Origin of the sequence: Saccharobesus litoralis (assembly GCF_003063625.1) — a bacterium.
GTDB classification, from domain to species: Bacteria; Pseudomonadota; Gammaproteobacteria; order Enterobacterales; family Alteromonadaceae; genus Saccharobesus; species Saccharobesus litoralis.
This window is the reverse complement of the sequence record NZ_CP026604.1, coordinates 2,353,784-2,369,459: the sequence shown is the minus strand read 5'-3', so window position 1 is coordinate 2,369,459 and position 15,676 is coordinate 2,353,784. Positions and strand designations below refer to the sequence as shown.

General features: G+C 38.9%; 13 protein-coding genes. 2 read left to right on the top strand and 11 right to left on the bottom strand.

Translation table 11 applies throughout. The features are described 5' to 3' along the window. Positions 1–29: 29 nt before the first annotated feature. From mnmG to rluF, 3 genes are all read right to left on the bottom strand, one after another. Positions 30–1,922: a tRNA uridine-5-carboxymethylaminomethyl(34) synthesis enzyme MnmG gene (gene mnmG, locus C2869_RS08205; RefSeq protein WP_108602474.1), complete on the bottom strand. Its 1,893-nt coding sequence runs from the start codon at positions 1,920–1,922 to the stop codon at positions 30–32. Between the two features lie 896 nt (positions 1,923–2,818). Continuing rightward, positions 2,819–3,253, bottom strand: a complete 435-nt coding sequence (locus tag C2869_RS08200; protein WP_108602473.1) for a GAF domain-containing protein — start codon at positions 3,251–3,253, stop codon at positions 2,819–2,821. A 403-nt stretch (positions 3,254–3,656) separates the two neighbouring features. After that, a complete protein-coding gene (rluF, locus tag C2869_RS08195) occupies positions 3,657–4,490 on the bottom strand; it encodes a 23S rRNA pseudouridine(2604) synthase RluF (protein WP_108602472.1) in 834 nt (277 codons plus the stop codon). 311 nt (positions 4,491–4,801) lie between these two features. Here rluF and C2869_RS08190 point away from each other — a divergent pair, with 311 nt between their 5' ends. After that, positions 4,802–5,125, top strand: coding sequence for a hypothetical protein (locus C2869_RS08190; RefSeq protein WP_159084098.1), 324 nt, complete (start codon positions 4,802–4,804; stop codon positions 5,123–5,125). On the opposite strand, the gene C2869_RS08185 is transcribed toward C2869_RS08190, so the two are convergent. Beyond that, the gene (locus C2869_RS08185) at positions 5,122–5,481 is read right to left on the bottom strand and encodes a RidA family protein (protein ID WP_108605008.1); all 360 of its coding nucleotides are present in this window, start codon (positions 5,479–5,481) and stop codon (positions 5,122–5,124) included. The two genes, C2869_RS08190 and C2869_RS08185, sit on opposite strands and share 4 nt — an antisense overlap. 121 nt (positions 5,482–5,602) lie before the next feature. Between C2869_RS08185 and C2869_RS08180 the strand changes: the two genes are divergently transcribed. After that, positions 5,603–6,064, top strand: coding sequence for a hypothetical protein (locus C2869_RS08180; protein WP_159084097.1), 462 nt, complete (start codon positions 5,603–5,605; stop codon positions 6,062–6,064). Here C2869_RS08180 and C2869_RS08175 read toward each other — a convergent pair. From C2869_RS08175 to C2869_RS08145, 7 genes are all read right to left on the bottom strand, one after another. Next, on the bottom strand, positions 6,036–7,994 hold the full coding sequence (locus C2869_RS08175) for a putative bifunctional diguanylate cyclase/phosphodiesterase (protein WP_108602469.1): 1,959 nt from the start codon (positions 7,992–7,994) through the stop codon (positions 6,036–6,038). The two genes, C2869_RS08180 and C2869_RS08175, sit on opposite strands and share 29 nt — an antisense overlap. An 8-nt stretch (positions 7,995–8,002) precedes the next feature. Then, positions 8,003–9,589: a sensor domain-containing diguanylate cyclase gene (locus C2869_RS08170; RefSeq protein WP_108602468.1), complete on the bottom strand. Its 1,587-nt coding sequence runs from the start codon at positions 9,587–9,589 to the stop codon at positions 8,003–8,005. Continuing rightward, a complete protein-coding gene (locus C2869_RS08165) occupies positions 9,582–10,022 on the bottom strand; it encodes a type 2 periplasmic-binding domain-containing protein (RefSeq protein ID WP_108602467.1) in 441 nt (146 codons plus the stop codon). Before C2869_RS08165 ends, C2869_RS08170 begins: the two co-directional genes overlap by 8 nt. Further along, positions 10,022–11,251, bottom strand: coding sequence for a porin family protein (locus tag C2869_RS08160; protein ID WP_108602466.1), 1,230 nt, complete (start codon positions 11,249–11,251; stop codon positions 10,022–10,024). Before C2869_RS08160 ends, C2869_RS08165 begins: the two co-directional genes overlap by 1 nt. Positions 11,252–11,356: 105 nt before the next feature. Next, a complete protein-coding gene (locus tag C2869_RS08155) occupies positions 11,357–13,147 on the bottom strand; it encodes an ABCB family ABC transporter ATP-binding protein/permease (protein ID WP_108602465.1) in 1,791 nt (596 codons plus the stop codon). Between the two features lie 222 nt (positions 13,148–13,369). Beyond that, a complete protein-coding gene (locus tag C2869_RS08150; protein WP_108602464.1) occupies positions 13,370–14,380 on the bottom strand; it encodes an AraC family transcriptional regulator in 1,011 nt (336 codons plus the stop codon). Beyond that, entirely contained in the window at positions 14,377–15,384 is a 1,008-nt protein-coding gene (locus C2869_RS08145) for a GGDEF domain-containing protein (protein ID WP_108602463.1), read from the bottom strand. The genes C2869_RS08150 and C2869_RS08145 overlap by 4 nt, the downstream gene beginning before the upstream one ends. Between the last annotated feature and the right edge of the window lie 292 nt (positions 15,385–15,676).

The following is a 15,676-nucleotide window of genomic DNA, read 5'->3' as shown; positions in this document are numbered from 1 at the left end:
TTTAGATGGGAATTCAACTCTGTTAGCTTTTAAGCGCTACGTTTTAACAAACCTTGTTTTTTCAAACTAATCAAGAGTAATGAAATAGCAGCAGGGGTAACACCTGAAATACGTGACGCTTGGCCAATGGTTTGCGGTTTATGATCATTAAGTTTAGCGATCACTTCATTCGATAAACCTTTTACGCCTGCATAATCAAATTCGCTAGGTAAAATGGTATTTTCATTGCGAAGTTGTTTTTCAATCTCATCCTGTTGGCGTGCTATATAACCAGCGTATTTAATTTGAATTTCAACTTGTTCAGCCGCTTGCTCATTATCAATTTTCGGGCCTAAACCTTCAATTGTCATTAACTTATCGTATGTCACTTCTGGACGACGAATAAGATCTTCCAATGAGGCTTCACGACTAATCGGGTTTTTCAACATAGGGTTGAGTTGTGATAAACACTCATGTTCTTTGTGTACCCATGTCGTTTTCAAACGCTGGCGTTCTTGTTCAATGGCTTCTAATTTTTCGTTAAAAACTTGCCATTGTTCATCACCAACTAATCCTAAATGACGTCCTGCTTCTGTTAATCGAATATCTGCATTATCTTCACGCAGTAGTAATCGATATTCAGCTCGGCTAGTAAACATTCGATAAGGTTCTTTAGTGCCCATAGTGATTAAATCATCGACTAGTACGCCTAAATAACCTTGATCACGACGGATAATAAAATCGTCTTTTTCTTGCGCTCTGAGCGCTGCATTGGTACCGGCTAACAAACCTTGAGCACCTGCTTCTTCATAACCTGTGGTGCCGTTAATTTGGCCAGCAAAAAACAGGTTATTAATAAATTTTGTTTCTAGCGTTTGTTTTAAATCACGCGGATCAAAGAAATCATATTCAATCGCATAACCCGGACGAGTAATATGGGCGTTTTCCATACCACTAATTGAGCGAACTAGGTTTAGCTGAACATCAAACGGTAAACTGGTAGAAATACCATTAGGATATAACTCGTGCGTGGTTAGACCTTCGGGTTCAATAAAAATTTGATGCGAATTTTTATCGGCAAATCGCATAATTTTATCTTCAATCGACGGGCAATAACGTGGACCAATACCCTCGATAACACCAGAATACATAGGTGAGCGATCTAAGCCGCCACGAATAATGTCATGGGTGGTTTCATTGGTATGCGTAATATAACAAGGTATTTGCTGTGGATGATCGCTACGTTTACCCATAAACGAAAACACAGGAGTCGGATTATCACCGGGTTGCTCTTGCATAACAGAGAAATCAACACTGCGAGCATCAATACGCGGCGGGGTACCCGTTTTTAAACGACCAACGCGAAATGGTAGTTCACGTAAGCGATTGGCTAATGCTATTGATGGTGGATCACCCGCTCGACCACCACGATAGTTTTCTAAGCCAATATGGATTTGGCCACCTAAAAAAGTACCCACTGTTAGCACAACAGATTTAGCTTTAAACTTTAAACCCATTTGGGTTACAACACCGGTTACTGTGTCGTTTTCAACAATTAAATCGTCAACCGCTTGTTGAAAGATCAATAAGTTTTCTTGATTTTCTAGTGCTTCTCGTACGGCGGCTTTGTATAACAATCTATCAGCTTGCGCACGCGTGGCGCGAACGGCTGGTCCTTTACTAATATTTAAGGTTCTAAATTGAATACCGCCTTTGTCGGTGGCTTTAGCCATTAATCCGCCGAGCGCATCAATTTCTTTCACTAGATGGCCTTTACCTATGCCACCTATTGCCGGATTGCATGACATTTGACCTAATGTTTCAACATTATGAGTAAGCAACAATGTACTTTGTTTCATACGCGCAGCTGCCATTGCTGCTTCTGTTCCAGCATGACCGCCACCAACGACAATCACATCAAAATGTTGTTCAAATACTGACATAGATCTCCACACACCTAGCTGAAGAAAAAAGGGCGGCTATTTTATAGACAAAGTTAATGAAATGGAATCAGGATCTGGCTTAGATCGCAATTTAATTTTAGTGAACCATCATTTTTATGGTTTTTTCCTGATCAAACTTTGATCGTTTTTCTTGAATCAATGTCCAATTATTGATCATGAAAACTAAAAAAATAAGGTTTATTTAATAATATCTTAATTAGTTTAGAGGTGATCAGTATAAAGATTTTTGATCAATTCTGATCGCATAAATATATATAAAGATCTTTATATAAAGATCTTGTTTTTATTTTTATTAGGATCGGCTGATCCTGTGGAAAAGCTAAAAAACATTATACAGATCAATTATCTACAAACTTAATAACTAGTGATCAATCTTTGATCAAACTTTGATCAAGCTGAGGAATAGATCGTCATTTATACACAGGTCTTAAATACTCGTAAAATTATCCTTGAATTGATCAGAGTTTGATCAAGTGTTATTCGCGATCTTATCCACACAGTTATGATCAAAGCATCATATTTGTGGATAAATTGTGATCAGGTAGTGAATTTGTTTTGATCAAGGGACGATCAAGGTTAGATCAGTTAGTGATCTATAATGAATAAGTTTGAATAATCTAAAATAGTCAGGATTAATAATTAATACGAGCTTAGTGCTAGATCAGCCCGTATTAATATAAAAAAGACATGCTATAGTCTTCTCGCTCAGGCCTTATGGTTCATTGTCAGCGCTTACTCACCCCAATCACATAATAGAGCATATGCTCATGGGGATTCGAAGCTTGACGGCTTTGCTTACATGGATGTAAGTACTTAGGTTTCGTCTGGAACTAGAAACCTGCCCCTAAAACCTGATCGCTTTGACTATATTTCATTTAATCAAGTAATTCAGCGATTTGATTAGCCGCTATTTTTACTTGATTAAGCTCTATTTCGCTGAATGGCTGCTGACGAATATCTGTACTAGAAAAATTTAATGTACCGTATGCCTGACCATCTTTTTTAATAGGTGTACCAATATAACTTTCTAGTTGCAGTAATGTATAAACGGGATGAAGCTGCATTTTTTCTATTTTACCTACATTGGTATAAGTAATGGTGTCTTCACAATCCATAACAGCAGCACAATAAGTATCTTGTAGGGCAAATTCATCATTAGGTTTAAATACATTCATCACTGATTCGACAGCTTGGATTGTATAGCGTCCAGCTTTTAATTCTATTTTCGAAACAATCGCAGTTTCCATATTTAGGGTTTGACGTAATGTAGAAATGATAGAAACGATTTGCTGTAAATTGCTTTGGCTCATTGTTAAGTCCTTATATTTGTTATCAATTGAAACTGTTATAGTCTTTTCGCTCAGGTTTTAGGTTTATTGTCAGCGCTTTCACTCGACTTGGCTTACAAGCCCCTAATTTTGGTGCTTACATGGATGTAAGTACTTAGGTTTCGTCTGGAACTAGAAACCTGTCCCAAAGTTTGATCGTTTTGACTCTATCTGGTTAAGATTTTAGTTTTTATGTTTGCGTCTACGTATACACTAAATTTTCTACAATACGCGATTCAACTCTAGGCCTAAACTGGTAAAACAGGATAGAGATCTAGATCGAAAAATGCGTATTTAAACTCTTTTAGTTTAGTAGAAAAATTGAGAAAGTTTATGAAGGGAATATGACTCACTTTTAAGCGAGTCTTATTTTGTGATGTTAGCTTTAGTTTTGATTATTACGAAAACGAGCTTTTTGTTGAGCTCGTTTTTTGGCTGCACGGCTAACAGATTCATGCTTAGTTTGACGTTTGCCTTTTTTGTGACTGTCGAGTGAGTGAATTTGATTGTTTGAAGAACTTTTTATTGCGGATTCTATTTTTTTGATTTCTTGCTCTGTTAGATGACGCCATTCACCAGGTTTTAAATCACCAGTCTCTATGTTCATTATTCTAAGTCTTTGTAAGCGAGTCACGTCGTAATCTAAGTATTCGCACATGCGGCGAATTTGGCGGTTTAAGCCTTGAGTTAATACTATTGTAAATGTTCGAGCGCTGATCTTAGTCACTTTACAACGTTTGGTTATCGTATCTAAAATCGGCAATCCGTTCGCCATTTTATAAATAAATTCATCGGTAATGGGTTTATTAACGGTGACTTTGTATTCTTTTTCGTGGTTATTGCCAGCACGCAGTATTTTATTAACGATATCGCCTTGATTGGTTAATAAAATCAGTCCCTGAGATGGTTTATCCAAACGACCAATAGGAAAAATACGTTCGTGATAACCAATAGCTTTAACAATATTGGTTGGGTCGCTGGAATCTGTGGTGCTCGTTATGCCAACCGGTTTGTTATAGGCTAAATAGACAGGTTTGGGTTTAGTTTTTAATGGTTGCCCGTTAATTTCTATTTTGTCGTTGTCACTGACTTTAACACCCATTTCAGGCTGTAGGCCATTCACTTTTACTTGCCCTTGTTCAATTAGTCTGTCGGCATCGCGACGTGAACAAAAGCCCGTTTCACTGATATATTTATTTAAGCGTTTAAGTTCGGACATAAACAAATCCTATTTAACCTCAACTCTAGATAATAAATCCGTTTCTGGAGCTATTTAATGTTGAACGCATTCTAAGTAGCCAAATAACGTTTATCAAATAAAAACTGACTTGGGTTTATTTATGATGAATATCAACAAATATCCAATAACTGCACAGGTGTTCAGAAAAGTCTTAAATTGATATGGGCAATGTCGCAAACTTGAATATGCTATTTTCTACTGCCTTTGAAGTTATTACTGATTGTTAAGCAACCGGTCTAATCTAAACTTAATAATTAAATCTAATCATTATGCTAAAAATGGAAAGCGATATGATTAATCGGCAAATCATTCAAGCCATTATTAAGCAAGCTCGATTTATGTTGGTGAAAGCGCATGGTCAGCGCGATCTTTTTAAACTGTGTTTGGTTAATAACAAAGAAATTTATATTAGTTGTGGGTATGCAGATAAGCTGGATAAATGTGCGCAGTTATATTATCAAGACATTTATATTTATCTTAATAGTAACTTAAGCCAATATTATTTTATTAGCTCGGTTGATGAGTTAATCGAAGTAATATCCCTTAATATAGCAGCTAGTCCGGCAAATAATGAAAAACCAGCCGCTAATTATATTTTTACAAATACGGTTTAGGCATTAATCTCAGCTGCGACAACTGATATTTCAACCAACAATGCTTCACGCGCCATATTGGCTGTTACACAGGCTCTTGCTGGAGCGTAACCTTCAGGTACCCAAGCGTCCCAAACAGCGTTCATTTCTGCAAAATATTGCATGTCTTTTAGGTAAATAGTCGCTGATAACATGTGCTTTTTATCGCTACCGGCTTGCTTTAATAAAGTTTCAACTTTATCTAACATGGTTTGTGTTTGTTCTGTAATGCCTTTTGTGGCATCTGCACATACTTGTCCACAAAGGTAAATTGTACCATTGTGTTTAACGATGCGACTCATACGAGGTTTAGTTTCGATTCTTTCTATTGTTGTCATAACTGATAAGGTATTAGTCAATAAAGTTGCGCGCATTCTAACCGATATAGAAAATATGCGTTAAAAAATAATAAGAAGACAGTTATTTAGACTGTAATTACCTAATAAGGAAGAATAAAAAATGGAGAATTACTACTCATCGAGCATGACGGAACATCAATATGGTTGGGATATTTCTGGGGCGGATATCATTGTATTAAGCAAGGTGGTGTTTAATCGATTGATGGCGTTAGATATTTGGCCGTTTCAAGATCAAATAGTCGTATTAAGTTGTAATGAACCTGTGCTAGTTCCTAATCATATTGCTAATGAGATTATTCATATTTCTCAGTGTTCTGAGCCTGTGCAAAGTCGTATTTTACGTCAAGGGGTTGCATTACATAACACAATGAAAGAACAGTCTAATCACTATTTACCTGATTATTATCTTGGTTCGATTGAAGAATATGGTTTGCGCTATCAGTCGGCGGATATGGTGATTGATAAACAGGACCTAATATTAACTAATATCATTCCTCGTTTAAAAGAAAGTAAGCAAACGTTTACTGTTGGTTTTATGCTGGCGCAGACTGGTGATGTTTAATATGGTTTTGCGCTAATCGACAAAACTCTTTGTATGGCAAAGGCTCAGACCAATAATAGCCTTGGCCATATTGGCAGCCTAAGCTTTTTAGTATATCCCAAGTTGCGGTGTCTTCGATGCCCTCAGCAATACAATCTATTTCCATTACTTGGCTCATTTGAATAATCGCATTAACAATATGTAAATGTTGAGCCGAAGTCAGTAAATCTTTAATAAACGAGCGATCAATTTTTAAAGTGGAAGCGTTAAAATTAGTTAAATAATTTAAATTAGAGTAGCCAGTGCCAAAGTCATCAATTGCCATACTGACACCTTTTGCGGTTATGGCATGAATTTGTTCTTTGACATGTTCTGTATCGTCAATAAATAGTGATTCTGTGATTTCTAATTCTAAATAGTTGGCACTTAAATCGGCATGTTTAAGGGCTTTAGATACAATACTTGGCAGGTTGCCACGTCTAAATTGAATAGGCGATAAATTAACCGCAATACTAAAATCATGAAAGCCCAATGTATGCCAAGTTTTACAATGTTGGCAGGCTTCGTAGAGTAACCATTTACCTATTTCACTAATTAACCCTGATGATTCAGCAACCGGAATAAAGTCAGCAGGAGAAACAATACCGTGTTCTGGGCGGTGCCAGCGGATCAATGCTTCTGCGCCGATCATTTTTTCGCTAGTGAGTTCAACTTTGGGTTGATAATAAATTTCAAACTCTTTGTTTTCGATAGCTCGCTTTAAATCTTGCACCATGCTCATGCGAGCATTGATGTCTTTTTCCATTTGTAAATCAAAATAGCGGAATGAGTTGTTTTCTTGCTTTTTGGCGTGACTTAACGCAATTTCAGAGCGATGACGCAGCGTATCAAAATTGTCACCATCAAATGGCGCTGTGGCAATACCAATAGAAGCGGTTACTTCTAGTTCGTAATCATCTATATAAAAAGTACGATAGGTGGCATGTAATAATTGATGAGCAAACTCAGATATTTCTTCGTAATCTTTAGCCTCTATTGTTGCTAAAAAAACATTGCCGTTAACATGATAAATATCAATATTTTCGTTGTTAAAACTGACTAAGCGTTGTGCTAAATCGATTAAAAACTTATCACCTACCTCATGACCTAATGATGAGTTAATCCATTGGAACTTATCTAAATCTAAGGTTAATAGAGCAACAATATCGTCACGACTCTCGGTATTATCCAAAATAAAACTGAGTTGCTCTTTACAGACTTGCTCATTGGGTAGGCGGGTTAGACGATTAAAATGCGAGAGAATTTCAGCTTGTTTTTGCGCACTGCTGACTTTTTTATTCTCGCCTAATAGTTTTTGCATAAGTATTTTGATGTCGCCCATTAATAAGCCAATACTAAAGGTATACAAAGCTAAAATGACGGCGACTTGATTAGCCTTACCCCATAACCCTTCGGTGAAGGGGACTTGGCCTTCTAAAAAACCTGTGCTGCTAGCCCACGCAAAAGCGTAAACAATTAAAATCATGAATAGTAGGATTGGTAGAGTAAAGCTGCGACTACCTAACATGGCTGCGTAAATTAAAATACAAGGAAACACTAATATGGCGGTGTCAAACAAGCCATGGTGCTTCCAAGCAAAATAACTCGCTAATATAGTGACTAACCAAAGCAACATACCTGCAACTATATTGGTGGTATCTTCAGCCATAAATTTATAAAGTAAAAGCAAGATACTGATGGCGGTTAGGTAGGGTGTAATCGCTTTTTCAGGAGAAAAAGTTAGACTATTTATCATGATGATAAATAGCACAAGGGCGACAATTTTGATGATGCTTTTTAGTCTTTTTAAGCGATGCTTTGGCTCTTGAGCCAACATTAAATTAGCGTCTTCTTCGACTAGAGGTTGCTCATCTCCTAATGTTTTGCTTGCTAATTTAGGCTTAGTAAACATAGGTTTGTTTACCCCTGCTTAACATTCATTTCATAGCTAAATTGCAAGTAGCGACTAGGATCTGTGTCTTTGAACTTTTTAACTTCATACATAGCCACATCAGCTAGTTTTATAACTTGAGGTAATTGGTGGCTATCTTTTGGATAAAAAGAGACCCCCATACTGGCACCTACCGAGACATGTTTATCGTGATTAATTAAGTAATGCTGCTTAGTGATCCGTGTATGAATTTTTTCAGCGACCATTTTGACACTCATATCGTCTGCGTGTGGCAGCACTACAACAAATTCATCCCCTCCCCACCGACAAGCGATATCGTCTTGGCGTAATACTTTTTTTAACTGATTAGCGACAAAAACTAAAATTTCATCGCCAGATTCATGGCCATAAATATCATTGATTTGTTTAAAACCATTTAAATCCATCAAGATAAACGCAAAATCTTGGCGACGAACCATCATATCGAACAAGGACTTTTCAGTTGCGTGACGGTTTAGCAATTGGGTGAGTTGATCAAAATGCGCGCGTTGATTGAGTAACTCTAATTCTTTTTTCCGTTTTGAAATATCGTGCAAGGTGATTTGATAATATTCTTTCATATTATCCGAGGTGATGGATGTTACAACTACTTGTACCCAAACATTGTCGTCAAGTTTATTAGCGGTTAATTTATATTCCCCTGTGGCTATCTCGTCATTAGCAAATGACATTTGTACCGCTTTATGGAGTAATTCTGGCTCATCAAACAATTCTTCCAGCATAGGACCAAAATTTTTCTTAAAGTGCAGCCCCAGCTTAGTTAAGAGTACTGAAAAAGCGCCGTTGTACAGTAAAATGCTGCCTCTGGGTTCCATTAATACTATGGGTGATACCGAGTTTTCAAACAACATACGAAAGCGTTTTTCGAGCAATTCTATTTCTTGGCGTAACGTGCGTTCTTGGCTTATTTGCCGCTCAGCTTTATCAAGTAAGTTATTGACATCTCTCACTAACTTTCCAAGTTCGCTGCTATTGTGAAAACTGGGTACAGGTATTCTTTTTGACCCACCAGGCGTAATTTTATGTAGGGCTTTAGCTATGCTTATCATTGGCTGAGTGATCAGAAGATAAGCAATGATAATCGCAACTAAAGTGACAACAATAGATTGGGCGACTAACGCGGTGGCATTGATTGCACCTAAGTCTTTCGCATTACGGCTGATATAATTAATGTCATGAATAATAGTTAGCTGACCAACGACTTGGTCTTTAATAAAGGGTGAATAAATATCAAAACGCGATTGGTTTATGCGATCTTCTTCGGTAAATGCTGAGGACACTTGAATATCACCGGCTGATATCATGGCAAAGTCAACAATATCATTGGTGGCAAGCCCATTAACCACTTCTTTTGCTAGCTCACTATCTCCTAGGTAAGCTGCAATGGATGCAGTAGCAGATACGGTTTCATATAGTTGAGCTATTTCTTTTTCTGCCACCTCAACTTCACTGAGATAGGTAAAACGGTAAAAAATTTGCGCAGAAATAAAGCCTACGGCAAGCGAAGCAAAAATAATGACAACAGCTAGGCGAACTAATAAACCCGTTTTATTCATTGAATTGATAAATAACCTTTAGGTTATTGGTTAAGTTTTCTTTTCGAATGTAGCCAATGGCATTCGGTGTATTAGCGATGTAATCAATAATGGCTTGTTCATTCGATTTTTCGATGGGAGGTTTGGCACGCCCCGTAAATTTTATCCGTGACCAATATGAATTAACTCTCGCCAATGACATACCAACCAAGGCTTGATAAAAGTCGCTGCGCAGCAAAGAGTCATCGTTAATATCAATTGGGATTGCTATTTCGCCATTAGGAAAGGCAACGTATTTACCCATATACATATCGATAACTTGCATGCGTGAAAGTTCAGGAGTTGGGTTGTCTTGCCCAACCACAATAACAATGGGTGACGAACTACTAGCCGAGACCAAGCTAGCTGAAGCGCTTGTTGTTAGTAAGGCGATAATAAATAACCACTTAGTCATCAGAATGTGAAACTCAAGTTGGCCGATAATGTATTTATGGTATCTGCAGGCACAGAGGAAAAACGGGTCTTGTTGATCCAAAGTGTTGCACCATTTTCATCAATTTTGGTGTGGTCCCACTGTATTTTTAAAGCGGTTCTTTCATTTAAATGGTAGCGCCAGCCTATGGCTGTTGTGTCTTGATTAGAGGCAAAGTAGTTTATTGCTGCATCTAATGCCGATGCTAGTGGGCTTAACTCTGCGGGTAATAACGCGGTTTGCAGGCCAGAGTTTGCAATGTCGTAGCGGTCGGCGTTAGTAAAGGCAAAATAGCTAAATACCAAGTGCTGACTCCATTCATAGGCCAAACTTAAATAGCCATTTAGCAAGTCACGTACCATTATACGGTCACCGTTAACTTTCGCGAATTCTGCCATTAAGGTTATTGGGGTCGCATCATAACGGCCACCGATAGAGGTATAGCTAGATTTTGAGTCTACTAAATTGAGTTGAGGAATAAAGTCTTGTTTATTTGGCCATAAGCTAATGGGAATAAAATCAAAACCAGCAATTAATTCGTCAACACTGGCGATATTGTCATCGAATTTACCTTGTGAGTGTTTAATCGTTATCAGCCAGTCGTAATCATTAAGTTCCAGGGATAATCCGCTGAGAGACGTAGTTTTGACTCGTTCAGGAAATTGATAGTTGGAAAATTCAGACTCGGAACTACCAGTAAAAATCTTTGCCGTAAAATTGAGTTGACCCACTGGTATGGTGTAACTGACATCAGCCCCATCAACATAGCGAAAAGGCAAGATCCCATAAACTTCACTCGGTACATGTGCCCAAGGGTATGCAAAGCCAATGTCTCTATATTCTGTTAATAGAAATAAATCGAGAGGGGTTCTGCCTACGCGAATTGTCCAATTGGCAGTGGGTTTATAGCGCAAGTAGGCTTGGCTAATATAGTTGTCTAGCGAGAAGCTATTTTGATTATGATAAGTAAATTGGCTGACAGCACTTAAGTTGGCATTAAAATCATAATCAAGCTGTAAACCTAAAATACTGTTGCTGGCAAAGTCAACTTCGTCTTTAAATGATCCGTCAGCCGCAGAAATATCATTACGTAAGCCGTAGTGTTCTGAGTCATGAACAGTAAAGCCCAACGTGCCAAAGCCACTGACTCTCAAGTCTTCGGCAAGCACAGGTAGACATGTTAAACAAATTAAACCAATTAATAATCTCACGCAGAGCAGTATCCTGAGGTGAAGCAAGATACTGTTAACTATAGAAAAGGACTTGGACAATGCAAGGTGTTGATTAGCAATAGATTGTCTTATTTTGCAATAAGGCTAGTGCTGGTTCATTTTTTCTTGTTGTTGTAGTAACCACATTTTTGCATACAAGCCTTTTTGCTCAAGTAAATGCTGATGTGTTCCTTGTTCTGCTATTTGGCCTTGGCTCATAACAATAATATTATCAGCATCAATAATGGTAGATAAGCGATGGGCAATGACTAAGCTGGTATGATCCTTAGCAACTTCTTTTAATGCTTGTAATATGGATTGCTCAGAGTGACTATCTAAACTCGATGTGGCTTCATCGAACACCATAATTGGCGCTTTTTTAAGAATAGCGCGAGCAATAGCAACCCGTTGCTTTTCACCGCCAGACAGCTTTAACCCGCGCTCGCCAACTTGCGTATTTAAGCCTTCTGGCAGGCTATTAATAAATTGACGTAAATGGGCGAGATCAATCGCTCGTTGTATTTCTTGTTCACTAGCATCAGGACGACCATATTGAATATTGTCGAATAAACTGGCGTTAAATAGTACGGTATCTTGCGGCACAATAGCGATAGCTTGTCGTAAGCTGGCTTGTTCAACTTGGTTGATCGCCAACTCATCAATTTTTATTGCGCCACTATTAACGTCGTAAAAACGGAACAATAGCTTAACTAGTGTTGATTTGCCTGAGCCACTTTCCCCGACCACGGCTACTTTTTGGCCTGGAGTGATAGAAAAACTAATATTGTTTAAAATAGGGCGTTCAGCAGCGTAATGAAAACTGACTTGATTAAACGTAATTTTACCTTGTGATACGGTTAACGTGCTTGCGTTGTCAGCGTCTTTAACGTTTGGTGTTTTACCGAGTAATTCAAACAGTCGTTCAATATTGGCCAGTGAGCCACGAATTTCTCGATAAACGAAACCTAAAAAGTTGAGCGGTAAAAATAGCTGCATCATAAAAGCATTAATTAATACAAAATCACCCAGGGTCATTTTACCGGCGTGAGTTTGTACGGCCGCTAGAGCCATCATGCCGGTCATCGCGCCAGCAATAATAAAAGCTTGGCCGCCGTTAAGTACAAATAACGACAAACGGTTTTTACGTTTCGCTTGCTCCCAATTGGCTAATGCTTCGTCATAGCGCTTAGCTTCGTAGGCTTCATTATTAAAGTATTTAACTGTTTCAAAATTGAGCAAGCTGTCGATCGCTGTGGTATTGGAGGTTGAATCCGCTTTGGCGGCTTCACGGACAAATTGCGTGCGCTTTTCAGTGGCGATCACAGAAAAAGCAACATAAGCGACAATGGCTAATAGGGTTATGGCGGCAAATTCGAATCCGTATTCACTAAAGAAAATGGCGATCACTAAGGCTATTTCTAATAGAGTCGGAATGATATTAAACACCATAAAGCGCATCACAAAACTAATGCCTGAAACTCCGCGTTCAATATCACGCGAGACACCGCCAGTTTTACGCTCTAAGTGAAAAGCCAGTTCCAATTTGTGTAGGTGTTCGAACACGGTTAAGCCCAAGCGTCGCATCGCGCGCTCAGTGACACGACCAAATAAGGTATCGCGAATTTCACCAAGTAATGTATTTAAAAACCGCAGCGCACCATATGCTAATACTAAGGCAATCGGCACAGCTAACGCTTGTTTGGCGGGATCATCTAAATAATCTACTGTGTGTTTTAATAAAAACGGCAAGCCAATACTGGCGAGCTTGGCCAGTACTAAACAGACTATAGCTAGACTGATCCGCGCGCGAAATTCAAATAAATAGGGAATGACCTGTTTAATGACCTGCCAGTTAATCGGGCCAGTTGGCATATCTTGGGAATGAGAGCGGCGCATAGAGAAATAAAAATAGAGTTTTCTAAAGATTACCATAGCCATTAATCAAATAGTTGAGTATTTGTTATCGACAATGATTTGCTTCTTATAGTCTCTCGCTCAGGTCTTATGGTTCATTATCAGTGCTTACTCTCGACTTTGCTTACATGGATATAAGTACTTTGCCCCTAAAATTTAAATGATTGGATTATATTTGGAGAATCTGGTCAATAATAAATGGATCTAATTATTACGTAATTCACTCGGGGTCATGCCTGTCCAACGTTTGATTGCGCGGCGAAAATTGGGTAAATCATTAAATTGCAGCTTGTGAGCCACTTGCTCATTGCCATGGCCACAGACTTGTAAATCAAACACCGCCTGTTGTTTACGCACTTTATCTTGCAGTTTTTGAAAGCTGGTTGCGTGTTGCTTAAGTTTACGTTTTAAAGTGGCGTGGCTGATCGCCATAAAGTTTGCACAATCATCTAAGCTAGCGTTGGGTTGTTGTTGTAAATATTGGCAAATATATTGGAGCAAACCACAGTGCATATTGAGTTGCTGGCGGCGCTGTTGGCACAATACACGTTGTTGTCGGCGTACAATCGAAGAGTTATCTAGTAATGCTTGGTCTAACCAATGGCTGTCCAACGCCACCATAAACAGTTGTTGGTTAAAGTGTAGGCGATGGCCTAAGTTTTCTTCGTATTGATAAATATTACGCGGACGGGCAAAAGGAAAGTAAAAATGCAACGGAACTTGTCGGCCCAAACGCCATTTACAAAAGGTATTAATGGCGGTGGCGACTAATTCGGCGATAAATTGTTGCGGAGCCGCTTCGCTAATGGCGGTGTCTATTAAAATATAGCTTTGGCTTTGGTATTGGCGAATTTGCATACTAACCAGCGGCAATAACTGCATTTGATAGCAACTGGCTACTCTAAAACTATCGCGTAATGTATGGCCATTCATCAATACTTGATTAATGGGTTGGTTGGGGTTTTGTAATAAACGTCGTCCCAATAAAAAGCTTAAATCCTGACTCGATACCAGCTTTTCGGCGTTGTGAATTAATTTAAACAATTGGTCACAACTTAGCCAATGTGATTGTTGTAGATCTTGATAAAAAACACGCGTGCCACGTAATAGGCGATCGGGCTCCACGCCACGATGACGGGCTAAGTCAATTAAACTCACCGCCAATTGATGGCTGTCGAGTATTTTATCGTCGATTTCAAACCAAGAACGCTTCATGCCACAGACTTGTTTTTAACAGCGAGCTTGATGTTTTCCATTTGTTGATTAAGCTCGGCCATGAGCGAATCGAGAGAGCTATTCGCATCGGCTGGCGCAACGCTAACACTCATGTTTTGATAGACAGCCCGCGCCGACTTTTCAGGCTTAAAGGCAAAGTGCGCAATGGCCTGTTGTAGTTGTTGAGCAATTTGTTGCGCATCGGTTAATGAGGTTTGCGGCAGTAATACGATAAAGCGATCGCCAGCATAGCGACAGGCCAGATCACTAGTGCGAATATTAATTAAGATCAACTCGCTGACTTCACGTAAAAAACGATCAGCTTGCACATCACCATGTTGCCGGACAAACGTATCAAACGCGTCGATATCTAGCATTAGCAAACTAAAATTGCGGGTGGAATATTCAGTTAGTTGCCTTAACTCTTGCTGCACTTGCGCCATCATATAATCGGCACTGTATAAACCGGTAATGTAATCAATTAGGCCATGCTCGCGGTAAACGCGCTCGCGGCGGCGTAACTGTTGATTAACCTCAAGCTGCTCTTTATGCCAATGGTATAAACCAAAAGTCATTAAAATCATGCCAATAGGCGCGGGTAACGACTCATAAGCTAACAGCCAAAACTGGCGATGAGGGTAGTGCAAAAACTCGTCGATTAAATCTAATAGTAAAGAACAGTGCACAAATAGTAAGCCGGTAACCAGCATAGTCGTGACCATACCGGCAGGGCGGCTGATCAAAATAAAGAATATCCACATTAAGCTGATTAAGGCAATGCCTCCTTCACCCACTATATCTAGCCATTCGATTTCCGATTTTAGCTTAGGTTCGCCTTGCAGTAAGGTTATGGTTAGTGTCATGGCAATCATGGCAATAACCGCCGAAATTAGTTTGTTGTGGTGTCTCAGTAATTCAAAATTCATGGTATTGAGCGAGCCGCCAGCTAGGCTGTTTTGAGTGGCGACAGTATAAAAAAACGTATATCTAAAAGGCAGGGTCATATTAGCTCACGGATTTGACAAAAATAAGTCGGCTTTTTGCTATGTCGTGCTGTCTTGTTAATGTTGCTACTCGGTAGTATGGAGTAATAGTTTTATTTAAGTTGTTGATATTTATTGTTTTATTTTGGTTTTTCTTAATGGTTAAACCTGGGTGTCAATTTAGCTCATTTCAGGCAAGAAAACCTGAACATAAACTGAAAATGGGTGATTTATCTGGAGTTGAGGTGAAATACTGCAATCGTTTTGTCATATATCGTTTTTAATGTGCGCGCCAAACACCCGAGGCGGAATG

Coding starts and splice junctions, on each gene's coding strand:
- mnmG (WP_108602474.1), bottom strand. CDS start 1,922: ATGTCAGTATTTGAACAACATTTTGATGTGATTGTCGTTGGTGGCGGT.
- C2869_RS08200 (WP_108602473.1), bottom strand. CDS start 3,253: ATGAGCCAAAGCAATTTACAGCAAATCGTTTCTATCATTTCTACATTA.
- rluF (WP_108602472.1), bottom strand. CDS start 4,490: ATGTCCGAACTTAAACGCTTAAATAAATATATCAGTGAAACGGGCTTT.
- C2869_RS08190 (WP_159084098.1), top strand. CDS start 4,802: ATGATTAATCGGCAAATCATTCAAGCCATTATTAAGCAAGCTCGATTT.
- C2869_RS08185 (WP_108605008.1), bottom strand. CDS start 5,481: ATGACAACAATAGAAAGAATCGAAACTAAACCTCGTATGAGTCGCATC.
- C2869_RS08180 (WP_159084097.1), top strand. CDS start 5,603: ATGGAGAATTACTACTCATCGAGCATGACGGAACATCAATATGGTTGG.
- C2869_RS08175 (WP_108602469.1), bottom strand. CDS start 7,994: ATGTTTACTAAGCCTAAATTAGCAAGCAAAACATTAGGAGATGAGCAA.
- C2869_RS08170 (WP_108602468.1), bottom strand. CDS start 9,589: ATGAATAAAACGGGTTTATTAGTTCGCCTAGCTGTTGTCATTATTTTT.
- C2869_RS08165 (WP_108602467.1), bottom strand. CDS start 10,022: ATGACTAAGTGGTTATTTATTATCGCCTTACTAACAACAAGCGCTTCA.
- C2869_RS08155 (WP_108602465.1), bottom strand. CDS start 13,147: ATGCGCCGCTCTCATTCCCAAGATATGCCAACTGGCCCGATTAACTGG.
- C2869_RS08150 (WP_108602464.1), bottom strand. CDS start 14,380: ATGAAGCGTTCTTGGTTTGAAATCGACGATAAAATACTCGACAGCCAT.
- C2869_RS08145 (WP_108602463.1), bottom strand. CDS start 15,384: ATGACCCTGCCTTTTAGATATACGTTTTTTTATACTGTCGCCACTCAA.